Source organism: Plantactinospora soyae (genome assembly GCF_014874095.1).
In the GTDB taxonomy this organism is placed as follows: Bacteria; Actinomycetota; Actinomycetes; order Mycobacteriales; family Micromonosporaceae; genus Plantactinospora; species Plantactinospora soyae.
In genome coordinates, this window is record NZ_JADBEB010000001.1 from 5,248,385 (window position 1) to 5,269,558 (window position 21,174).

Annotated in this window: 20 protein-coding genes; 12 read left to right on the plus strand and 8 right to left on the minus strand. The window is 71.3% G+C overall.

The annotated features are described in order from the left end of the window. Positions 1 to 67: 67 nt before the first annotated feature. Positions 68 to 1,246, plus strand: coding sequence for an epoxide hydrolase family protein (locus H4W31_RS23335; RefSeq protein WP_192768604.1), 1,179 nt, complete (start codon positions 68 to 70; stop codon positions 1,244 to 1,246). Between the two features lie 133 nt (positions 1,247 to 1,379). After that, positions 1,380 to 2,135 (plus strand): hypothetical protein, encoded by a 756-nt coding sequence (locus H4W31_RS23340; protein ID WP_192768605.1) that lies wholly within the window; start codon positions 1,380 to 1,382, stop codon positions 2,133 to 2,135. 100 nt (positions 2,136 to 2,235) lie between these two features. On the opposite strand, the gene H4W31_RS23345 is transcribed toward H4W31_RS23340, so the two are convergent. Further along, entirely contained in the window at positions 2,236 to 2,682 is a 447-nt protein-coding gene (locus H4W31_RS23345; RefSeq protein ID WP_192768606.1) for a hypothetical protein, read from the minus strand. Between the two features lie 26 nt (positions 2,683 to 2,708). Beyond that, complete coding sequence (locus H4W31_RS23350; RefSeq protein WP_192768607.1) at positions 2,709 to 2,879, minus strand: hypothetical protein; 171 nt, start codon at positions 2,877 to 2,879, stop codon at positions 2,709 to 2,711. Positions 2,880 to 3,106: 227 nt separating this feature from the next. Between H4W31_RS23350 and H4W31_RS23355 the strand changes: the two genes are divergently transcribed. Both H4W31_RS23355 and H4W31_RS23360 read left to right on the plus strand, forming a co-directional pair. Further along, a complete protein-coding gene (locus H4W31_RS23355) occupies positions 3,107 to 3,571 on the plus strand; it encodes a MarR family winged helix-turn-helix transcriptional regulator (RefSeq protein WP_192768608.1) in 465 nt (154 codons plus the stop codon). Beyond that, the gene (locus H4W31_RS23360) at positions 3,568 to 4,230 is read left to right on the plus strand and encodes a hypothetical protein (protein ID WP_192768609.1); all 663 of its coding nucleotides are present in this window, start codon (positions 3,568 to 3,570) and stop codon (positions 4,228 to 4,230) included. Before H4W31_RS23355 ends, H4W31_RS23360 begins: the two co-directional genes overlap by 4 nt. Positions 4,231 to 4,281: 51 nt before the next feature. Here H4W31_RS23360 and H4W31_RS23365 read toward each other — a convergent pair whose 3' ends face one another. Next, positions 4,282 to 4,695, minus strand: a complete 414-nt coding sequence (locus tag H4W31_RS23365) for an SDR family NAD(P)-dependent oxidoreductase (protein WP_192772331.1) — start codon at positions 4,693 to 4,695, stop codon at positions 4,282 to 4,284. An 8-nt stretch (positions 4,696 to 4,703) separates the two neighbouring features. Between H4W31_RS23365 and H4W31_RS23370 the strand changes: the two genes are divergently transcribed. From H4W31_RS23370 to H4W31_RS23380, 3 genes are all read left to right on the plus strand, one after another. Continuing rightward, a complete protein-coding gene (locus H4W31_RS23370) occupies positions 4,704 to 4,976 on the plus strand; it encodes a MarR family winged helix-turn-helix transcriptional regulator (protein WP_192768610.1) in 273 nt (90 codons plus the stop codon). Positions 4,977 to 5,076: 100 nt separating this feature from the next. Further along, the gene (locus H4W31_RS23375) at positions 5,077 to 5,715 is read left to right on the plus strand and encodes a DNA-3-methyladenine glycosylase (protein ID WP_192768611.1); all 639 of its coding nucleotides are present in this window, start codon (positions 5,077 to 5,079) and stop codon (positions 5,713 to 5,715) included. A gap of 221 nt (positions 5,716 to 5,936) precedes the next feature. After that, positions 5,937 to 6,887, plus strand: a complete 951-nt coding sequence (locus H4W31_RS23380; RefSeq protein ID WP_318783361.1) for a sulfotransferase domain-containing protein — start codon at positions 5,937 to 5,939, stop codon at positions 6,885 to 6,887. Between the two features lie 136 nt (positions 6,888 to 7,023). On the opposite strand, the gene H4W31_RS23385 is transcribed toward H4W31_RS23380, so the two are convergent. After that, positions 7,024 to 9,261 carry a discoidin domain-containing protein gene (locus H4W31_RS23385; RefSeq protein WP_192768612.1) on the minus strand — a complete coding sequence of 746 codons (2,238 nt, stop codon included), beginning with the start codon at positions 9,259 to 9,261 and terminating at the stop codon, positions 7,024 to 7,026. 348 nt (positions 9,262 to 9,609) lie between these two features. After that, positions 9,610 to 10,812 carry an ROK family transcriptional regulator gene (locus H4W31_RS23390; protein ID WP_192768613.1) on the minus strand — a complete coding sequence of 401 codons (1,203 nt, stop codon included), beginning with the start codon at positions 10,810 to 10,812 and terminating at the stop codon, positions 9,610 to 9,612. 250 nt (positions 10,813 to 11,062) lie between these two features. On the opposite strand from H4W31_RS23390, the gene H4W31_RS23395 reads away from it, so the two are divergent. From H4W31_RS23395 to H4W31_RS23415, 5 genes are all read left to right on the plus strand, one after another. Further along, complete coding sequence (locus tag H4W31_RS23395; protein ID WP_318783362.1) at positions 11,063 to 12,364, plus strand: ABC transporter substrate-binding protein; 1,302 nt, start codon at positions 11,063 to 11,065, stop codon at positions 12,362 to 12,364. A 70-nt stretch (positions 12,365 to 12,434) separates the two neighbouring features. Continuing rightward, positions 12,435 to 13,421 (plus strand): carbohydrate ABC transporter permease, encoded by a 987-nt coding sequence (locus H4W31_RS23400; protein WP_192768615.1) that lies wholly within the window; start codon positions 12,435 to 12,437, stop codon positions 13,419 to 13,421. Next, a complete protein-coding gene (locus tag H4W31_RS23405) occupies positions 13,414 to 14,253 on the plus strand; it encodes a carbohydrate ABC transporter permease (protein ID WP_192768616.1) in 840 nt (279 codons plus the stop codon). The genes H4W31_RS23400 and H4W31_RS23405 overlap by 8 nt, the downstream gene beginning before the upstream one ends. A 149-nt stretch (positions 14,254 to 14,402) precedes the next feature. Next, entirely contained in the window at positions 14,403 to 15,779 is a 1,377-nt protein-coding gene (locus H4W31_RS23410; RefSeq protein WP_318783363.1) for a GH1 family beta-glucosidase, read from the plus strand. A 156-nt stretch (positions 15,780 to 15,935) separates the two neighbouring features. After that, the gene (locus H4W31_RS23415) at positions 15,936 to 16,721 is read left to right on the plus strand and encodes an FKBP-type peptidyl-prolyl cis-trans isomerase (protein WP_192768618.1); all 786 of its coding nucleotides are present in this window, start codon (positions 15,936 to 15,938) and stop codon (positions 16,719 to 16,721) included. Between the two features lie 66 nt (positions 16,722 to 16,787). On the opposite strand, the gene H4W31_RS23420 is transcribed toward H4W31_RS23415, so the two are convergent. The 3 genes from H4W31_RS23420 to H4W31_RS23430 form a co-directional block, all read right to left on the minus strand. Then, positions 16,788 to 17,735: a sulfite exporter TauE/SafE family protein gene (locus H4W31_RS23420; RefSeq protein ID WP_192768619.1), complete on the minus strand. Its 948-nt coding sequence runs from the start codon at positions 17,733 to 17,735 to the stop codon at positions 16,788 to 16,790. 121 nt (positions 17,736 to 17,856) lie between these two features. Further along, positions 17,857 to 20,400, minus strand: coding sequence for an ABC transporter permease (locus H4W31_RS23425; protein WP_192768620.1), 2,544 nt, complete (start codon positions 20,398 to 20,400; stop codon positions 17,857 to 17,859). After that, positions 20,394 to 21,155, minus strand: a complete 762-nt coding sequence (locus H4W31_RS23430; protein WP_192768621.1) for an ABC transporter ATP-binding protein — start codon at positions 21,153 to 21,155, stop codon at positions 20,394 to 20,396. Before H4W31_RS23430 ends, H4W31_RS23425 begins: the two co-directional genes overlap by 7 nt. Positions 21,156 to 21,174 lie beyond the last annotated feature (19 nt).

Consider the following 21,174-nt stretch of genomic DNA (forward strand, 5'->3'; position numbering starts at 1 on the left):
CCCGCTGACCTCGGCACGTTCTGCCGACTCCGGCTCGGGGACGAGCGCCCTCCACTTCGGAGGAATAATGACGTTTTCCCCGTTCCGCATCGAGATTTCCGACGCGGTCCTCGACGATCTGCTTCTTCGGCTGCGTCGTACCCGGTTCACTAGCCGCAGCGGCGACCAGCCGTGGCGGACCGGCGCCGACCCCGACTACCTGCGCGACCTGGTGGCCTACTGGGCCGACGGGTTCGACTGGCGGTCGCGGGAGGCCGAACTCAACGCCTATCCGCAGTACCTCACCGAGATCGACGGTCGACGGCTGCACTTCCTGCGGATCCCCGGAAAGCGGCCGGCCGGTACGCCGGCGCCACCGCCGCTGCTGCTCAGCCACGGCTGGCCGAGCAGCTTCGTCGAGATGCTGCCGCTGGCCGACCGGCTGACCGATCCCGGCCGGTACGGCGGCGACCCCGCCGACGCCTTCGACGTGGTGGTGCCGTCCCTGCCGGGCTTCCTCTACTCGGACGCGCCGGACGGGCCGGTCACCCGGGAGGCCATGGCCCGGACGCTGCACCTGCTGATGACCGAGGTGCTGGGTCACCAGCGGTACGGCGCGTTCGGTGGCGACATCGGCGGTGTCGTCACCGGCTGGCTCGGGGCGCGGTATCCCGGTCACGTCACCGGGATCCATCTGATCCATCCGCCCTTTCCGGCCAGCTTCGACGCGCGCCCGCTGGCCCCGGCCGAGCAGGCGTTCCTCGACGCCGAGCAGCGCTACGACGAGACCGACGCCGGGTACAGCGCGATCATGGGTACCCGCCCGGACACCATCGCCGCCGCCCTGGTCGACTCGCCGGCCGGCCTCGCCGGATGGATGCTGGACAAGTACCGGGACTGGAGCGACTGTTCCGGTGACCTGGAGAGCCGGTTCGACCGGGACACGCTGCTCACGATCGTCACGCTGTACTGGGCGACCGGGGCGATCGGCTCGTCGTTCCGGCAGTACGTCGATTTCGCGCACAACCGGCCCCGGCCCGACATCACCGTGCCGGCGGCGTTCACGCTCAGCGCCGAGCCCGCGATGGTCGGTTTCCCGCGTGAGCTGGCCGAGCGGGCCTGCACCGACATCCGGGAGTGGAACCTGCCCGGCGTCGGCGGGCACTTCATGCCGCTGGAGGAGCCGGACCTGTTGAGCGGGGAACTGCGCCGCTTCTTCGGTTCGGTCGGGACGCATGACCGACGCGGTGGAGTCGGGACGCACTGACCGACGCGGTGGAGTCGGGTCGGCCGGCCCGACTTCACCGGGTACGTCGCGTGCGGGCGACGGCTGGTGTAAACCCGAGGTTTACAGTGCTAGGCTGAGCCTGTAAACCTCGGGTTGTCAAGGAGTGTGCGGCATGGTGCGTGGACCACGGGTGGAACCTTCCTTCGCCGACCTGTCCGAGCCGGAGTACGCCCACCTCGTCGGCCTCGCCGCCGATGCGGTGCGACGGATCACGGAGACGCTGGCCGAGCATCCGGCGTTCGGCGTACCGGACGGTGGGCCGAAGCCGGGGGACGTCGACGACGAGGGGTCCCGCCGGGCCGACGCGCTGCGCCGGGTCCGGGCGGGCCGGGCCGCGCAGGCGTTGCTGGCCGACGTGGTCGCGCAGGGCGCGACCGGGAACGCCGCCGACGCGGTCTGGCTGGGCGCGAGCCTGGCCGACCTCGGGGAGTCCACCGGCAGCACCCGGCAGGCGGCCCGGAAGCGTTGGCCGGACCTCGGTCGGATCTACCGGATCCGCCGGTGGGTGTCGGGGCACGCCGCCGACCTGATCACCGTGCTGCGGATGGTGGACGACCAGAGCACCGGATACCGTGCGCCTGCCGGATCCGCCGACGCCCTCGACGCGGCCCTGCGGGCGCTGGCCGGGGCGCTGCTCGACGTGCTGCGCGATCACGACTCCGGGACGGTGCTCGACCCGCAGACCGGCCGCCCCGCCCGATGGCGCCGCCTGGCCGACGCGGTGGACGTGCGGCTGCGTACCGTCGCCGAGCTCGCCACCGCGACGACGCCCGAGGCCGACACCGCGCTCGCGGCCGCCCGGGGAGTGCTCGCGCACTACGACGCGGCGACCGCCGAACCCGCGGCCGAGCGGGCCGAGCCGGCCTGACCCGACCGCTGACGCGTCGCCGGTGCCCCGGACGGCCGCGCGTCTGTCCCGATGGTGGACGGGTGGCCGGCGCGGTCAGTAGCGGGTGACCCGTGGCGCGCTACTGGGCGGTCTGGTGCTCGGGTCGATCACCTCCGGCGTGCTCCTGCGGCAACTCCACTCGGCGGTTCGCTTCATGATCACTGCGGCGGTGCTGCTGGCGGCCGTCATTCTGGACCCGCTGTCGCGGCGCCGGCGTCGGGCGGCCGGCCGGCAGTGAACCGGCGTCGGGGCGGGCGGTCGGCAGTGAACCGGCGTCGGCGCGGGCGGCCGGCGGTGCGCCGGGGGCTGGATCGGCGGACGGCAGGGCGGAGACCCGGACGAGCGCGTCGAGGTGGCCCATCGGGGTACCGTCCCGGGCGAGCTGCTGACCGGTGATCCAGACCCACTGGTTGTCGTAGTACACGGAGAGGTCGAGGCGGACGAACTCGACCAGCAGGAAGAGCGTGTGGCCGCCGTACCGCCAGTCCTCCTTGGCGAGTTCGAGGACCGTACCCGGCAGTGGCACGTTCGATAGCGTCGGCGGATTCGCGGTCATCGGAACCGCCGGGCCGCGGTGTTACGTCGTACGCCCACGTCGGCACAGGCGGGACAGCTCAGGCAGCCGCCACAGATCGCGCACCAGCGGCGGGATGTTCGATACGCGCACAGTCCGGCGATGAAACCCAGCATCATCCCGGCGATCGCGGCCGCGGTGACATACATGATGGGTCCTCCAATTGGGCGACTGAAAGTTACCTTTGCGTCGCCTATGGCAACCTGCAAGGCCGCGAGCCGAGATCGCGAGCGAGTGAGCAATTGAGCATCATGAATCATCAGTCCGGCAGGTCCCGGCTCGGGTAGAGGGGGGTTGACCTCGGAGATCATCCCGGTCGTCGCCGGTATCCGGGCCGTGGCATAATGGTGAGCCTGACTCACTATGAGGAAGGCACATGGTTACCGACAAACACTATGCGGCGCTCGACCAGGTACTCGAACTCGCCGTGCTGATCAACGACGACATGACCCGGAGCCTGGCCCAGGACGGCCTGACCGTCTCGCGTACCCACCTGCTCTGGGAACTGCGCCGTCGCGGACCGGTCACCCAGCGGGATCTCGCCGACGCGTTGAAGGTCAGCGCCCGCACCGTCACCGGACTCGTCGACGGGCTGGAGGCGACCGGATTCGTGAGCCGCCAGCCGCATCCGACCGACCGGAGGGCGACGCTCGTCACGTTCACCGAGCGGGGTGTGCGGACGGTCGAGGAGATGGAACGCGGCCAGCAGGAGTTCGCCCGGCTCCTCTTCGGCGAGATGACGCAGGAGCGGCTCGACTGCTTCAGCGGGGCGCTCGACGAGATCCTGACCCGGCTGCGTGCGGCCAGCCAGACGTACGACCCTCGGGGAGGCGACCAGTGACGACCATCGGCCCAGCGAAGGCCCGTACCCGGGTGTTGCCACTGCTGCGCAAGGCCACCGCGTACGAGTTGACCATGTGGCGCAGCCTGTACCGCTGGATTTTGCGCCGGCCGGTGGCGCCGGACGGCGGGACGGCGTTCAGCTACGCGGGCGTGGTGACGCCACTGCTGATCGTCTTCATCGTCGTCTCGGCGATCGAGATCCCGATCCTCGACCTGATCCTGCCCTGGAAGACGGCCAGGATCATCGCCGCCGCGGTGGGCGTCTACGGGCTGTTCTGGATGATCGGTCTGCTGGCGAGCCTGCGGGTGCACCCGCACGTCCTCGGTCCGGCCGGCATCCGGATCCGCAACGGCGCCTCGCTCGACGTGACCCTGCCGTGGGACGCCGTGGAGACGGTCCGGAAGCGGTACCGCTCGCTGGAGTCGAGCCGGGCGGTCCAGGTGGACCGGACCGGCGCCACGATCGTGCTGAACATCGGCGCCGCCAGCCAGACCAGCGTGGACATCGTGCTGCGCCGGCCGATGGTGGTGCCGGTGCCCAAGGGTGCCGACGAACCCGTGCACGAGGTGCGCTGCTACGCCGACGACCCCGAGGGTTTCGTCGCCCGGGCCCGCCAGCACCTCGCCGCCGACCTGCCGGACCGGGTCGCCGGATAGCGCCGACGGCCCGGTCCGTCGGGTAACGCCGACGGACCGGGCCGCGCGTGGTCAGGCCGGGGTCAGGAAGTGCCCGTCCGCCCGGATCAGTTCGCCGGTGATGTGTCCGTTCGCCGTCGAGCAGAGAAAGACGACGAGGTTGGCGACCTCGACCGCCTCGGTGGTCCGCCCGGTGGCGGCGGCCGCCGAGACCTGCTGGAGCATCGCCTCCGGAAGCTGTCGGTCGCCGACCACGACTCCGGCCATCACCAGATTGGTCAGGATGCCGGCGGGGGCCAGTTCCCGCGACATCGTCCTTGTCAGCCCGTGCAGTCCGGCCTTCGGCGTCACATAGGCGGAGGCGCCGGGCGGGCCGTCCTCGACCAGCCCGCTCGACAGGTGCGCGATCCGGCCCCACCCGTTCGCCCGCATCGAGGCCACCACGGCCTGGGAGAGCCGGTAGTGGCCGAGCAGGTTGGCGGCCAGCGAGTTCCGTGCCGACCATCACCCGGACAACCCAGCGGATGGAGGCCGCCGGCCTGCTCGCCCGTACCCCTGACGAGAGTGACCGCCGGGTCGTCCGGATCGGGCTGACCGATCGGGGTCGGGCGCTGCGTGACGAGCTTCCCGACCTCCTCGACCAGGCCGCCGGGCGGGCGTTGGACGGGCTGACCGAGGCGGAGCGGGCCCAGTTGGTCACCCTGCTGCGCCGGGTGGCGGAGAACCTGCACGCAGCGGCGCCGGAGGACTGCCCCGGCCGGCCCTGACCGGCCGAGGACGCCGCTGCCGCGCCCGGACGCCGAGCGGTCGGCGGTGGCCGGCCACCCCGCGCGACGCCGCGTCGACCGTCCGTGGTGTTCTTGGCAGATGACCCCGGCCGCAGACCTCGCCACGCTGCTCTCCGGGCCGGTGCTGCCGGCGGCCCGCGGCTTGCTCGGCGGCACCCTCTCCGCCGGCGGCGTCACCGTCCGGATCACCGAGGTGGAGGCGTACGCCGGCAGCGGCGGGGACCCGGCGTCGCACGCGCACCGGGGGCGTACCCCGCGTAACTCGGTGATGTTCGGTCCGGCCGGGTACGCCTACGCGTACTTCACCTACGGCATGCACTGGTGCATGAACGTGGTCACCGGGCTGGAGGGCGAGGCGTCGGCGGTACTGCTCCGGGCCGGCGAGGTGGTGGACGGGCTCGACGTCGCGCGGAGCCGGCGAACCGCCGTACGCCGGGATGTGGATCTGGCGCGTGGGCCCGCGCGGCTCTGCGCGGCGCTCGGCCTGGACGGCGCCGTCTACGGCCGCTACCTCCTCGGTGACGGGCCGGTACGGCTGCGCCCGCCGGCCACGCCGGTTACCCCGGAGGTGGTCGCCGCCGGTCCCCGGGTCGGGGTGACCGGCGCGCACGACCTGCCCTGGCGGTTCTGGCTCGACGGCGATCCGTCGGTCAGTGCCTACCGGCGGCACGTCGCCCGGACCCGGACCTCCGCCCGGGGTGGTACCGCGCGGCGGTGAGGCGGCTGGATCGGAGGGGAGTCCGCCTCCCTGACGGCCGGCCGGTGTCGACTTCGGACGGTGCGACTGGCGGTACCGGGCCTCATGATCCGGGGCGGGCGCGCGGCGTAGCGAATCTCGACCGGAGTGGTCTAGATTCGTCACTGTCAATGACTGGTCGGGTGCGGCGCGCAGCGGTCGGGTGCGGCCGACGGACCGACGCCGAGCCTGGGGAGGGTGCCGTGCGGCAGCCGACGGCCGTGTACCAGAACATTCTCATGGACAGTCTCCGATGGCACGAGTTCCCGTTCCGGGACGGGGACATCGTGATCTCGACGCCGCCGAAGTGCGGTACGACGTGGACGCAGATGATCTGCGCGCTGCTGATCTTCGGATCGACCGACTTTCCCCGGCCGCTGGACGAGATGTCACGCTGGCCCGACCTGCTGACCAGCCGGTACGAGGACCTCGTCGCCGAACTGGCGGCACAGCCGCACCGCCGGTTCCTGAAGACCCACGTACCCCTCGACGGCCTGCCCCTGCTCGACGGGGTCACCTACGTCTGCGTGGGACGCGATCCCCGCGACGCGGCCATCTCCTGGGACAACCACATCGAGAACACCAATTTCGAGGTCCTGATCGGCAAGCGCGTCGCGGCGGTCGGCACGGACGGACTCGCCGGCCCGAGCCCGGACGGTGAGCCCGAGCGGCCGGCCGGCCTGCCGGACCGGCTCGACTCGGCGTACGACCGGTTCTGGGCGTGGGTCGACAACTACGACGTACTGGTCGGCCTGCCCGCGATGCTGCACCACCTCGCCACCTTCTGGGAGGTGCGGCACCTGCCGAACGTGCTGCTCTGGCACTACGACGAGATGAAGGCCGACCTCGACGGGACGATGCGGCAGCTCGCCGCCCGGATCGGCGTCGAGGTGCCCGAGGAGAGCTGGCCGGAACTGGTCCGGGCGGCCCGGTTCGACCAGATGCGGAGCCGGTCGGACGAACTGACCCCGGACAGCGCGATCTTCCTCGACCCGGCCCGGTTCTTCAACCGGGGCGAGAGCGGCCAGTGGCGCGAGCTGCTGGACGCCGACGATCTGCGCCGCTACCAGGGCCGGGTCCGGGAACTCTGCGACCCGGCACTCGCGACCTGGGTGCACCGGGGGTCGATCGTCGACGGCGCGACGCCGGCCTGACCCCCGGCGACGCCCCTGGGCGTTCGGCCCCCGGACCGAGGCCCGCGCCGTGGCGGGGAGCCACGGCGCGGGCGACGGAGATCGGGTACGGCCCGTCCGGTCGGGAACCTGCGGTCCCCCGGCGGTCAGGCGTCGATCACGGGAAGTTGGTCAGGTACTGCACCTGGTTGGCGGTGTTGGCCGTACCGCCGGTGTTGTTGATGATCCGGTTGATCGTGCCGACCCCGCCGAGCGAGACCGTCACCATGTTGTGGAACCGCACTCCCGAGGTGACCGGCACCTCGAAGGACCGTTCGTTCACCACGGCCGGATTCACGTTGAAGTAGCAGTAGCTGCCCAGCCCCCACGCCTCGTGGCTGGTCACCGAGTCCGACACCTTGTACGCCGGATAGCCCCGGGTGGACCCGTTCATGAAGGCCGCCTGGTTCGGCGGATCGTACGGCTTCTCGTTCTGGAAGAAGTACGTCCGCCCGCCGTTGCCGTTCCAGATCACCTCGGTCTTCTGGTAGTGCTCGACGAAGAGGCCGTACATGGTGACGTTGTTTCCGTTGACCACGAGACCGGTGTCGGCGGTGTTGATGTTCCACCCGTAGGTCCCGGGATCACCGTGGTCGGCCCGCCACAGCCACATGTGGTCACCGATCACGTTGTGGCTGTTGATTCGCAGGCTGGTGGTGGCCTTGCCGGCGACCGCACCACCGATCCGGAAGAAGACGTCGTGCAGCGAGGTCGGGTTGCCGGCGTGGCTCGCCGACGAGCCGGCCGGGCCGACCTCCATCAGCACCGACGAGTTGGTCGCGCCGGCCTCGAACATGATGCCGGCGACCTTGACGCCGTCGACGTCGGCCACGGTCATCGCGGTGATGCCGTTCTGCGGCTCGATCGTGGCCAGGCCGAGGCCGAGGACGACGGTGTCCGGCCGGGTCACCCGGATCGTCTCGGTGGTCCGGTAGAGACCGGGCGTGAAGAGCAGGTTCTTGCCCTGGGCCAGCGCCGCGTTGATGGTCGCCGCCGTGGCGCCGGGGCGTACCACGTAGAACTGGCTGAGCGAGATCGACGATCCGGCCGGGGTCTTGCCGTACCAGCTCGTGCCCTGGCTGTTGTTGCGGACCGCCGGTACGAAGACCCGGTACTCGCCGCTGCCGTCGACGTACAGGAACGGCTTCTCCCGGACCACCGGAGTCTGGCCGACGACGGTGTGCGAGGGGTTCGGGAAGTTCGGCGCGGGTGCTCCGGTCACGCCGGTGAAGACCATGTTCCAGACCGAGCCGGTCCAGCTGCCGAACTCGCTGTTCCGGGAGAACCACTGCTGCTGGGAACCGGAGACCACCATGCCGTCGATCTTGGTGTCGGCCATCAGGCCGCCGCTGGACCAGCCGTCGCCGCCGTTCCAGAGCTGGATCTGGTTCTGCGCGCCACGCAGGTGCATCCGCCGGTACGGCGCCGCCTGCGACACCGCCCAGCGTTCCACGGTCACTCCGGCGGGCAGGGTCACCGAGAGATTCTCGGCGGCGCGCCAGAAGTTCTGGGTGGCGTTGCCGCCCATCCAGAACGCCTCGGCCCGGACGTGCCCGTTCAGGTTCACGTCGTCCGGGGACATGCCGAGGCCGGCGACCTGGGTGAAGAAGCCGAGGTTGACGTCGGCGGTGTAGTTGCCGGGCTTGAACAGCACGGCGTACCGGTTCGGCGCGAACTGCGCCGTCTCCTGCTGGGTGAAGATCGTGTTCAGCCGGCTCTGGATCGTGGAGGTCGGCGTCGACGGGTCGAAGACGAAGGTGTTCGGGCCGAGGTTGGGGTTGCGCGGGTCGGTCGGCTCGACCGGATCGCCGGGCCCCGGGCCGCCGCCACCGAACTCGCCGATGACCTGGAACTCCCAGAGCGAGTAGCCGTAGCCGGTGGCGCGGGCGGTGCCGTACATCCGGACGTACCGTCCGGTGCCGGTGACGTTCAGGGTCTGGTTGCCGCCGGTGGCGGTGGTGGTGGAGTAGACGTTGGTCCAGGTGCTGGCGTTCTCCGACACCTGGATCTGGAACGCCCGACCGTGGGCGGCCTCCCAGCGCAGCACCACCTGGCTGATCGCGGCGCTCGCGCCGAGGTCGACCTGAAGCCACTGTGGATCAGTGAACGCACTGGACCAGCGGGTGCCGTTGTCGCCGTCGACCGCCGCCGAGGCCGGGGTTCCGCCGTTCTCCGTGGACGACGCCGTGGCCGGTCTGCCCTGCGAGATCAACGCCGGTGCGGCGTTCGCGGCCGGCACGGGGCCGGCGAACGGGGTCAGGGCGAGCAGCAGCGACGCCGCGAGTATCCCGGCCAGCTGCCGGGTCCTGGCGCGTCGGCCGGGGCGAGCCCGGGATGGAAAACGCTGAAAAATCATGATCCTGCCTGTCCGTGCGGAGGTGTCGGCGCCGCCTCGCGGATGCATCGGAAGCGGACGTCGGGGGTGGGGTGCCGTCAGTGCGGTGCGGTCTGTCCGGTGTCGACCTGCCGAAAATCGGCACCGGTGGGGCGCCATCGCCCGGTCGGGGGTGGACGGTGGAGAGCGCTCTCACAGGACCACGAGTGTTGCGCCCACGTTCCATCGACGTCAAGACATCAATTTATTACGACGTAATTTATCCCGAATACCGGAAGACACGGCATCCGTCGATGGCCGGCGCCGAGCAGTTGACGTACTGCCAGCGCGAGACCGTCCGCCTCCGGGCGAGCGGCGGCCGGACAGTGCTCAGTTCCGGACGCCGCCGGCCGCCAGCAGTCGGGCCACCGGCAGGGTGGCCGCGCCCAGGGCCACCGCGTCGACGCCGAGCTGGCCCAACTCGATCGCGGCCTGCTCGTACGGCTGGTGCAGCGCCTGCCCGGCCGCCGCCGCCCGGATCGCCGGCAGCAGTCGGGCGCCGAGCGCCACCCCGGCCCACCCGCCCAGCACCACCCGTTCCGGGTTGAACAGGTTGATCAGGTTCGCCACTCCGGCGCCGAGGTAGCCGGCGGTCTCGTCCAGCACCCGCCGCGCGGTTGCGGACCGGGCGGCCGCCTCGATCAGCCCGTTGATCTGGGACTCCTCGTCGACACCGGGTACGGCGTGTCCCCGCCGGGCCTCCCGGTACCGGTCGATGATGCCCTCGGCGCCGACGTACGCCTCCAGGCAGCCCCGGGCACCGCACCGGCAGGCGCGTCCGTCGTACACCAGGGTGGTGTGGCCCCACTCGCCGGCGCTGCTGGAGACCCCGCGGTACATCACCCCGTTGGTCACCACTGCCGCGCCGACCCCGGAGCCGACCAGGGCAAAGACGGCGTGCCGGCTGCCCCGTCCGGCACCGAACCACATCTCGGCCTGGCCGAGGGTCTTGGCGCCGTTGTCGATGTGTACCGGCAGGTCGACCTCGGCCCGGATCAGCCGCTCCAGCGGTACGCCGTGCCAGCCGAGGGTCTGGGCGTGCACGATCGCCTCGCCGCCCTGCACCACCACCCCGGAGACGCCGATGCCGATGCCGAGGATGTCCGACCGGGACACCTCGGCCCGCTCGGTCACGGCGGCCAGCCCGGCCAGGATGTGCCGGACCACGGTCGCCGGCTCCGGGCCGGCCTCGTCGATCGGATAGTCGGCGCTGGCCAGCATGGTCATCGCGAGGTCGAACAGTTCGACCCGGACCCGGGTCTCGCCGACGTCGACCCCGGCCACCAGGGCGTACCGGGGTGCGACCCGGAGCATCATGCTCGGCCGCCCGCCGTCGGACTCCACGGCACCGGCCTCGACCACCAGTCCCGAACCGATGAGGTCGCCGACCACGTTGCTGACCGCCGGCTGGCTCAGGCCGGTGCTGCGGGAGAGATCCTGCCGGGTCAGCGGACCCTCGAGGAACAGCTTCGACAGCAGGGCGGACCGGTTGCGCTGCCGCACGATCCGGTTCGTCGTCCGTTCCAGGTCCACCCACCACCTCGATAAACCCGGCTTGCCGGGAGTCACTGTACGGCCCGTCCTTGACTGCCGAGCCACCACACACTTTAATAACGGCGTAAATTAAGCCTTGATGGAACCCCTTCGGCGGCTCCCGCTCCATCCGCCGTCCGTGATCGTGCCGTACCGCTCCATCACCTCCCCGGTCCGCCCCGAGACCCCCGCTCCGGTGCTTCCCGCCGTCGGGTCTCCCGGCCGCCGGCCGACGCAGAAGGGCAAAGCCGTGTCGAAGAGACACCTCGCTTTGGTTGCCGCAGCCCTGCTCACGACCGCCTCCCTCACCGCCTGCGGTGACTCGGGTGGCTCGTCCGAGGGCGACGCGAAGACGCTCACCTACTGGGCCAGCAACCAGGGCGCCAGCATCGAGTTCGACAATCAGACCCTCAAGCCCGAACTGGACAAGTTCGAGCAGCAGACCGGCATCAAGGTCAACGTTGAGGTAGTGCCCTGGTCGGACCTGCTCAACCGGCTGCTCGCCGCCGCCACCTCGGGCAAGGGCCCGGACGTGGTGAACATCGGCAACACCTGGTCGGCTTCGCTCCAGGCGACCGGCGCACTGATCCCGTTCGACGACGAGACCCTGGCGGCCGTCGGTGGCAAGGACCGGTTCGTGCCGGCCGCGCTGGCCGCCGCGGGAGCCCCCGGCAAGCCGCCGGCGGCGGTGCCGCTCTACAGCCTGGCGTACGCGCTCTATTACAACAAGAAGATGTTCAGCGACGCCGGCATCACCGCCCCGCCCGCCACCTGGGAAGAGGTGGTGACGGTCGGCAAGAAGCTGACCAAGGGCAACCAGTGGGGGCTGGCCCTGGAGGCCGCCAACCCGTCGGAGAACGCCCACCACGCCTTCACCTTCGGCCAGCAGTGGGGCGGCGAGTGGTTCGACTCGGCCGGCAAACCGACCTTCGACACCCCGCAGAACGTCGCCGCCGTCAAGCGGTACATCGACCTGATGGCGGTTGACAAGATCGTCAACCCGAGCAACGCCGAGTACGCGCAGAACCAGTCGGTCGCCGACTTCGCCAACCGCAAGGCGGGAATGCTGCTCTGGCAGGCCGCGGGCTCGAACTTCAAGGCCCAGGGCATGAACCCGGACGAGTGGGGCATCGCCCCGGTGCCGTTCCCGGCCACCCCGCCGGCCGGCGGCAAGCGGATCAACAGCATGGTCGCCGGCATCAACATGGCGATCTTCAAGCACACCGAGAACAAGGACGGTGCGCTGGAGTTCGTCAAGTTCATGACCAGCGACGCGGAGCAGGTCATCCTGAACCGCACCTACGGCTCGCTGCCCTCGGTCAAGCCGGCGGGCGCCGACGCGGCGTTCCAGGCACCCGAGCAGAAGGTGCTGGGTGAGGTGCTCGGCTCGACCGCGGCCCCGCTGCCGCAGGTGGCGGAGGAGAGCCAGTTCGAGACGCTGGTCGGTACCGCGATGAAGGAACTCTTCGCCGACGCCGCCGGTGGCAAGGCCGTCACCGAGGCGCAGGTCAAGGAGAAGCTCGGCGTGGCGCAACAGAAGATGGGCAGCTGAGCCGCGACGCCGTTTGGTGACCGTGGAGGGGGAGCGCCGCCCCCTCCACGGTCCACCTTGAGAGGAACCGATGGCCACCACCACCGCACCCGGCCCCGTACGGCCCGCCGGGCGACCGGCCGAGAACGGGGCGCCGAAGCAACCGAAGCGCCGCGGCCCGCGACGGTCGTACCTGCCGTACCTGCTGCTCGTTCCGGCGATCGTGCTCGAACTCGGCATCCACGTGATCCCGATGCTGGTCGGGGTCTGGATGAGCCTGCTCGAACTCACCCAGTTCCACATCCGGGACTGGTCCACCGCGCCCTTCGCCGGCCTGGAGAACTACCGCGTCACCTTCGACTTCAGCTCGGCGACCGGCAAGGACCTGCTGCACTCCTTCTGGGTGACCGTGCTCTACACGGTGGCCTCGGTCGGGCTCTCCTGGGTGTTCGGGATGGCCGCGGCGGTGTTCCTGCAACGGCCGTTCCGGGGCAGGGCACTGCTGCGGACCCTGTTCCTCACCCCGTACGCGTTGCCGGTCTACACGGCGGTGATCACCTGGACCTTCATGTTCCAGCGGGACACCGGGCTGGTGAACCAGGTGATCGAGCAGTTCGGGCTGGTCAGCGGCGACCGGCCGTTCTGGCTGATCGGGGACAACAGCTTCGTCGCCCTGCTCGTGGTCTCGCTCTGGCGGTCCTGGCCGTTCGCCTTCCTCTGCCTGATGGCCGGAATGCAGAACATCCCCGGCGAGCTGTACGAGGCCGCGGCGATCGACGGGGCCGGCTTCTGGCGACGGCTGCGGGACGTCACCATGCCGATGCTCCGGCCGGTGAACCAGGTGCTGCTGCTGGTGCTCTTCCTCTGGACCTTCAACGACTTCAACACTCCGTACGTGCTGTTCGGCGGATCCGCCCCGAAGCAGGCCGACCTGATCTCGATCCACATCTACGAGAGCTCCTTCGTCACCTGGAACTTCGGCCTCGGCTCGGCGATGTCCGTGGCCCTGCTGCTCTTCCTGCTCGTCGTCACGACCGTGTACCTGCTCGTCACCAACCGCAGGAGAGAGCATGCGTGAGACCTCCGGCGAACGCTGGGCCCGGCGGATCGTGCTCAGCCTGCTGACCCTGTTCACCATCACCCCGCTGTACGTGATGCTCAGCTCGGCGCTCAAGCCCCTGCGCGACGTGCAGGGACCCTTCACCTGGCTGCCGAGCCGGCCGACGATCCAGCCGTTCCTGGACATGTGGCGGACGGTTCCGCTCGGCCGGTACCTGGTGAACAGCCTGATGGTGGCCAGCATCGCGGCGCTGATCTCGGTCTCGATCGCCATCTTCGCGGCGTTCGCGATCAGCCGGTACCGGTTCCGGGGCCGGCAGCTCTTCTCGGTCACCGTGCTGTCGACGCAGATGTTCCCCGGCATCCTCTTCCTGCTGCCGCTCTTCCTCATCTACGTCAACCTCGGCAACGCCACCGGGATCGAGCTCTACGCCACCCGGCTCGGGCTGATCATCACCTATCTCACCTTCTCGCTGCCGTTCTCGATCTGGATGCTGGTCGGCTACTTCGACTCGATCCCACGCGGACTCGACGAGGCGGCCCAGGTCGACGGCGCCGGACCGATGCGGACCCTGTTCCAGGTCATCCTGCCGACGGCCGTCCCGGGCATCGTCGCGGTCACGGTGTACGCCTTCATGACCGCCTGGGGCGAGGTGCTGTTCGCCTCGGTGATGACGGACGAGAACAGCCGGACCCTGGCCGTCGGTCTCCAGGGCTACGCCACCCAGTACAACGTCTACTGGAACCAGGCCATGGCCGCGTCGGTGGTGGTGAGCATCCCGGTGGTGATCGGCTTCCTGGCCCTCCAGCGTTACTTCGTCGCCGGCCTGACCGCCGGCGCGGTCAAGTAGGGCCCGCCCGGGCAGGCCGGGTGCCGCGCCGATTGTCGGATCGGGGAGCGCGGTCGTCGTCAACAAAAGTGAGCGGTCACCCTCCGACGACCAGCGGTGGCCGCACAACGAGTCAGCGCCACAGCGCAATGTTTCAAAGGAGTCGACCAGTGCCGGACCTGTCCAAGTTGTCGCCCAACTTCACCTGGGGCGTCGCCACGGCGGCGTACCAGATCGAGGGCGCAGTCAGTGCGGATGGTCGCCGGCCGTCCATCTGGGACACCTTCAGCCGGGTACCCGGGGCCATCGACAACGGTGACACCGGCGACGTCGCCTGCGACCACTACCACCGCTGGCCCGAGGACGTGGCGCTGATGCGCCGGCTCGGCGTCGACGCGTACCGGTTCTCGGTGGCCTGGCCCCGGATCATCCCGGACGGCGTCGGCCAGGTGAACCCGGCCGGGCTGGCCTTCTACGACCGGCTGGTCGACGCGCTGCTGGAGGCCGACATCCGGCCGCTGGTCACGCTCTACCACTGGGACCTGCCGCAGGCGTTGCAGGACCGGGGCGGCTGGCCGGAGCGGTCCACCGCCGAGGCGTTCGCCGACTACGCCACCGTGGTCGCCGGCGCGCTCGGCGACCGGGTCACCGACTGGGTGACGGTGAACGAACCGCTCTGCGTCTCCTGGATCGGGCACCTGGAGGGCCGGATGGCGCCGGGCGACCAGGACCTGGGCCGGGCCATCGCCACCTCGCACCACACGCTGCTCGGGCACGGCCTGGCCACTGCGGCGATCCGGGCCTCGGCGGCCCGCCCGGCCTCGGTCGGCATCGTCCTCAACCCCAGCCCCTGCGAGCCCGGCAGTGACCGCCCGGAGGACATCGCCGCCACGGCGCGGGCCGACGGGCACATCAACCGCTGGTGGCTCGACCCGCTGTACGGGCGTGGCTACCCGGCCGACATGATCTCCACGTACGGCATCGAGCCGCCGGTCCGCCCCGGTGACCTGGAGATCATCGCCACCCCGACCGACTTCCTCGGACTGAACTACTACTTCCGGCAGGTCATCGTGGACGACCCGGAGGGGCCGGTGCCGTACGCCCGGCAGATCCCGGTGCCCGGATCGGTGCAGACCGCGATGGACTGGGAGGCGTACCCGACCGGTCTGGAGGAACTGCTCGTCTCGGTGCACGAGCGGTACGCCCCGAACCGGATCCTGGTCACCGAGAGCGGATCGGCCTGGGCCGACCAGGTCACCCCGGAGGGCGGCGTCGAGGACAAGGAGCGGACCGCCTACCTGGAGGAGCACATCCAGGCGTGCGCCGCGGCCGCCGCCCGGGGAGTACCGATCGACGGCTACTTCTACTGGTCGCTGCTGGACAACTTCGAGTGGTCGTACGGGTACGACAAGCGGTTCGGCCTGGTGCACGTCGACTACGCCACCCAGAACCGGACGATGAAGGCCAGCGGGCTGCGCTACGCCGACATCATCCGGGACCACCAGCGCCTCGGCGGGAAGCCCGAGCCCTCGGCTCCGGTGGGCTAGGGCCACCGATGTCCGGGCGGCGCGGTCACCGGCGCCGGGCAGCTCGCCGGACCGTGCGAAACCCGGCACAGCCGACGCGGGTACGGTGTGCGAAGCCCTCCGACGGGCCACTGCCGTCCCGCCTACTCCGTTTTCCACCGAGGAGTGCAAGATCAGATGAGTGATCGGGTCCAGAGCCCAGAGCAGCCGGGGTCGACGAGCCAACGGCGTCCGACCAAGCAGGAGCGACGGGCCGCCGCGGAGGCGGCCGCCGCCCAGGCCTCCGCGACCCGGGTCCGCCGGCAGCGACTGGCCGGTGGAATCGCCGGAGTCGTGCTGGTCGGGGTGGCGTTCGCCGCCCTCATCGTCCTTCCCGACGTCTTCGAGCGCCGGGCGGAGAGCAACGCCGCCCGGGCCGCGAGTGAGCAGAGCGCGTCGCCCGAGCAGCCCGCCGGTACTCCGCCAGCCGAGCAGCCCGGCGGGACCCCGCCGCCGAGCGCGCCAGCCGGCGACGCACCGAACCCGGCGGCACCGTCGGGAGACCCGGAGGCACCGCCGGACCGGCCGACCGGCGACTTCGACCCCCGGCTCGCCGAGCGGCCCGCCGTCGAGAAGGGCAGCGGCGCGCTGACCAAGCTCGTCGTCACCCCGTTGATCCAGGGGACCGGTCCCGCCGTACAGCGGGGGCAGACCATCGCGGTGAACTACGTCGGGGTGTCGTTCGAGACCGGCAAGGAGTTCGACGCCTCGTGGAACCGGGGTGAGCCGTTCCAGACCCAGATCGGCGTCGGGGCCGTGCTGCCGGGCTGGGATCAGGGCCTGGTGGGGATCAAGGTCGGCAGTCGGGTCCGGCTCGACATCCCGACCGAACTCGCGTACGGCCCGGACCCCGGCAACAACCCGGCCGGTCCGCTCCGGTTCGTCGTGGACGTCCTGGGGATCAAGCCCGAAACGGGGCAGTAGACCGCGTACGTAGCCGGCGGCCGCGACCGAGGTGGTCGTGGCCGCCGGTTACCACCGCGACATCGGCTACACCGCAGTGGGTGCGGACGACCTCTCGCTCGACTCGTCCGCCGGCGCGCCGGTCTCGACCGCCGCCACGGTCTCGCTGTCCCGGTTCGCCCGGTACTGCCGGACCGAGTACGCCAGGGCGAGTGCCCAGACCAGGTAGATCACCGCGTAGACGGTGTAGCGCACGCCGTCGGAGGCGTCGATCCAGTCGCTCCGCAGCAGGGTCCGGACGTTGGTCACGATGATCATGCCGCCCACGGCCGAACCGAGGATCCGGGGCGGGATGTGCCGGACCAGCCAGGCGGCGATCGGTGCGGCGATCACGCCGCCGAGGAGCAGCACCGCCACCCAGGCGAAGTTGACGTTCTCGCTGCCGAGGCCGACCAGGAACCCGAGGCTCGCCGCCACCGCGACCAGGAACTCGCTGGTGTCGATCGAGCCGATGACCTTGCGTGGTGCCATCCGGCCGCTGGCCAGGATCGCCGGGGTGCCGACCGGACCCCAGCCACCGCCGCCGGTCGAGTCGACGAATCCGGCCACCAGTCCGAGCGGGGCGAGGAAGCGCTTGCGCAGCGGCTGTCCGAGACGGTCGCGCGGAATGCCGGCGGCGGTGAACCGGACCAGGATGTAGATCCCGAGGGTGAGCAGCAGCAGCGACATGATCGGCGCGGCCACCTCGGTGGAGAGGCTCGACAGGAAGGTGGCGCCGGCGAAGGCGCCGACCGCCCCGGGTACGCCGATCTTGGCGACCACCTTCCAGTCCACGTTGCCGAACCGCCAGTGCGCGGCACCGGAGGCCAGCGTGGTGCCGATCTCAGCCAGGTGCACGGTCGCGGAGGCCGCTGCCGGATTGGTGCCGATCGCCAGCAGCAGGGTGGTGGAGGTCACGCCGTAGGCCATGCCGAGACTGCCGTCCACGAGTTGCGCGCCGAGCCCCACCAGGGCGAGGAGCAGAAGTTTTCGCACGGGCGTTCCTTCCCGGGATGGTGGGGAGGCGATCAATTCCCCATCTAACCAATAGGGATTGTCGACCCGGCCGGGCGTACGAGTCAACCCCGTAAGCCCGACCCGCCCGTCGATGCCGCAGTCACTCCGCCCGGTGTGCGATTCCGCCACCCGGCCCGGCCCGCAGCGCCATCCGGGCCGGCAGCACGCTGGCGACGAGGGCCAGGGCCAGGCAACCGCCCACCACCGCCGCGATCGTCGGCCAGGGGATCACCAGATCGACCGGTACGCCGACCTGCTCGCTGAGCGCGGAGCGGATGGCCAGCAGCGCGACCGTCGGCACCACCAGGCCGAGGGTCGTGCCGATCAGCACCACCAGCGCCGATTCGGCGGCGACCGAGGTGAGCACCTGACGGACGGTCGCACCCGAGCGGAGCAGCAGCAGAAGATCCCGGGTCCGATGCGCGGTCGCCATCAGCAGCGTGTTCGCCAGCGCGACCGCGGTGTAGCCCGCCGAGACCCCGATCAGGAGAAGCGTGGCGAGCCAGACGAGCCGGTCCTCCTGCGCGGCCCGACCCTGCGCGTAGTCCACCACGCTGACCAGCCGCGCGCCGAGTTCACTCGGAAGAGCGGAACTTCCCGGCCCGTCCACGCCGGTCGCCGGACCGCTGCCGTCGGTCGGGGCCGGTGAGCCGCTGTCGTCGGCACCGGTCGCCGGACCGACGGCGAAGACCGACTCGGTGAGCGCGGACGGATCCCGGGCCCGGACCGACTCCCGGGTGAACAGCATCTCGACCGGGATCGAGCCGTCGGCGACCACCGCCACCAACCGGACCGTTCCGCTGCTGCCGTCCGGGTACCCGAGAACCGCCGATCCGCCGACCGTCCAGCCCCGCCGGCCGGCCAGGTCGGCGGAGACGACCGCGGTGTCCGGGCCACGCAACGCGTCGAAGGCACCGGAGAGCACGCTGAGCCGTCCGTTCACCCGGGCGAAGCCGGCCGGGTCGACCCCGGCGGCCCGGATCGGGACGCCCCCGGAGGCCCCGGCACCCTCGGCGTCGGCGTACACCGTGGTGGGCAGGAGCGCCGTTCCGGGAACGGCCGCCACCGCCGCGTCGGACAGGCCCGGCGTACCCGACGGAACGAGCACGGCACCGGCTCGGACCGCGGCGGCGTCCCGGCTCGCGTACGCGCCGGCCGAGGTGGCCACCGAGCCGGCGATCAGTACCGCGAAACCCACCGTGAGCAGCATCGGTGCCGACGTCGACGCGGTACGCCGGACGGCCGTCAACGCGTTGCGCCGGACCAGCATCCCGGTCGCCCCACGCAGCCGCTCCAACGGCCAGGTGAGGGCGTAGGTCAGCGGTGGGATGAACACCGGGGCGAGCAGGGTCAGCCCCAGGGTCAGCGCCATCGCGGCGTAGAGCGCGCGGTTGACGATGTCGTCGGCGCCGGCCCGGCTCAGCACCACGGTCAGCCACAGCCCGCCCGTGGTGGCGGCGACACCGCCGATCCAACGCGCCCGGGTCATCGGCCGGCGATCCACGGCCGCCTCGCGCAGCGCCTCCAGCGGACGTACCCGGCCGGCGCGTCGGGAGGCCGACCAGACGCCGAGCAGGGCGACGACCAGCCCCACCCCGAAAGCGGCGGCCGGCGGCCAGGGCGCCAACCGGACCCGGAATCCGGCCGGCTGGAAACCCGCCTCGATCAGCAGGTGGCCGAACAACGGGGCACAGGCCGTGCCGAGCAGCACCCCGACGACGGCCGCCACGGCGCCCACCGCCAGTGCCTCGGCGTACACCATCGTCCGGACCTGGCGCGGTGTGGCGCCGACGGTACGCAGCAGGCCGAACTCCCGGCGCCGCTGGGCCACCGCGAAGGCGAACGTCGACGCCACGACGAAGATCGAGACGAATCCGGCCAGGGCCGTCATCGCGGTCAGCACCTGCATGCCGATCCACCGGGTGCGGGCGTCGCGTGGAGGTTCGAGTTCCGCCCGGGCGTCGCCGCTCAGCACGCTGCCGTCCCGGCCGACGATCGCGGTCGCCGCGGCCCGTACCGCCGCCGGGTCGGCGTCGGACCCGGTCACCAGACCGATCACCCGGATCCCACGGGCCAGCGGCACCGCAGCCGCGTCGGTGACGAAGAAGCCGGCGCCGTCGACGGTGCCGGAGACGGTGTACCGGGCCGGGCCGGTCGCGGTCAGCAGGGTGACCGTGGTCCCCGGGTCGAGCGCCAGGGCACGGTCCAGGACGACCTCGTCGGCCCGGGCGGGTGGACTCCCCGCCACCAGCCGGTACGGCGCCAGCGCGGCACTCGACCAGCCGTGTCCCTGCGGATCGGTGACGGCGGGCTCGCCGACCGGGCGGCCGTCGAGCACCGCCTGGGCGTAGAACGACCGGTCCGGTACCGCCGCGCGCACCCCGGGGATCGCGGCGAGCCGGTCGACCAGCTCGGCCGCGCGCCGCGGCGACCAGGGGCGGCGTTCGGGAAACGTCCCGGACACCTCCGCCACGGTCGGACCGGCCACCAGCACCTCCGTGCCGGCGTACCGGTCCGGCACCTGCGGATTCGCCGAGACCAGGACCAGCGCCGTCATCGACATCAGCGCCACGCCGAGGCAGAGGGCGACGAACGGGCCGAGCAGGCGGGACCAGCGCGCCCGCAACGCGGCGACGGTCAGCATGCCAACTCCAGCCGGGTCATCCGGGCCGCGATCGACTCCGCGCTCAACTCGCCGTCGAGCTCGTCCACCACCCGGCCGTCGGCCAGCAGCACCACCCGGTCGGCGAAGGCTGCCGCGACCGGATCGTGGGTCACCATGATCACTGTTTGTCGGTGCTGGTCGACGAGGTTACGCAGCAGGCGGAGCACGTCGCGGGAGGTCCGGGTGTCCAACGCGCCGGTCGGCTCGTCGGCGAAGACCACGGCCGGCCGACTGATCAGGGCCCGGGCTATCGCCACCCGTTGCTGCTCGCCGCCGGAGAGCTCGTCGGGCCGGTGACGTCCGCGCCCGGCCAGGCCGACCTCGGCCAGCGCCGCGTGCAGGTGGGCCGGATCGGGCCGGCGGCCGGCCAGCCGCAGCGGCAGTGCGACGTTCTGCTCCGCGGTCAGCGCCGGCACCAGGTTGTACGACTGGAAGACGAACCCGACCCGCTCCCGACGTAGCAGGGTGAGCGCGGTCTCGCCGAGCGTACCGAGTTCGGTTCCGTCGATCCTGATCGTGCCGCCGGTCGGCCGGTCCAGCCCGGCGGCGCAGTGCAGCAGGGTCGACTTGCCGGAGCCGGAGGGGCCCATCACCGCGCTGAAGGTTCCCCGGCCGAAGTCGACGGTCACGCCGTCCAGCGCGGTGACCCGCCGTGCCCCGGAGCCGTACGCCCGAGCGACCTCGTGGAGCGCGACGGCCTGCCCGGATTCCGTACCGTTCTCTGGTTCTGCCATGCGGTAAAGGTTGGTCATC

What these genes read in the sequence shown, in the direction of transcription:
- H4W31_RS23340 (WP_192768605.1), top strand. Translation starts at nt 1,380, where the DNA reads ATGGTGCGTGGACCACGGGTGGAACCTTCCTTCGCCGACCTGTCCGAG.
- H4W31_RS23415 (WP_192768618.1), top strand. Translation starts at nt 15,936, where the DNA reads ATGAGTGATCGGGTCCAGAGCCCAGAGCAGCCGGGGTCGACGAGCCAA.
- H4W31_RS23375 (WP_192768611.1), top strand. Translation starts at nt 5,077, where the DNA reads ATGACCCCGGCCGCAGACCTCGCCACGCTGCTCTCCGGGCCGGTGCTG.
- H4W31_RS23430 (WP_192768621.1), bottom strand. Translation starts at nt 21,155, where the DNA reads ATGGCAGAACCAGAGAACGGTACGGAATCCGGGCAGGCCGTCGCGCTC.
- H4W31_RS23350 (WP_192768607.1), bottom strand. Translation starts at nt 2,879, where the DNA reads ATGTATGTCACCGCGGCCGCGATCGCCGGGATGATGCTGGGTTTCATC.
- H4W31_RS23355 (WP_192768608.1), top strand. Translation starts at nt 3,107, where the DNA reads ATGGTTACCGACAAACACTATGCGGCGCTCGACCAGGTACTCGAACTC.
- H4W31_RS23385 (WP_192768612.1), bottom strand. Translation starts at nt 9,261, where the DNA reads ATGATTTTTCAGCGTTTTCCATCCCGGGCTCGCCCCGGCCGACGCGCC.
- H4W31_RS23425 (WP_192768620.1), bottom strand. Translation starts at nt 20,400, where the DNA reads ATGCTGACCGTCGCCGCGTTGCGGGCGCGCTGGTCCCGCCTGCTCGGC.
- H4W31_RS23405 (WP_192768616.1), top strand. Translation starts at nt 13,414, where the DNA reads ATGCGTGAGACCTCCGGCGAACGCTGGGCCCGGCGGATCGTGCTCAGC.
- H4W31_RS23400 (WP_192768615.1), top strand. Translation starts at nt 12,435, where the DNA reads ATGGCCACCACCACCGCACCCGGCCCCGTACGGCCCGCCGGGCGACCG.
- H4W31_RS23335 (WP_192768604.1), top strand. Translation starts at nt 68, where the DNA reads ATGACGTTTTCCCCGTTCCGCATCGAGATTTCCGACGCGGTCCTCGAC.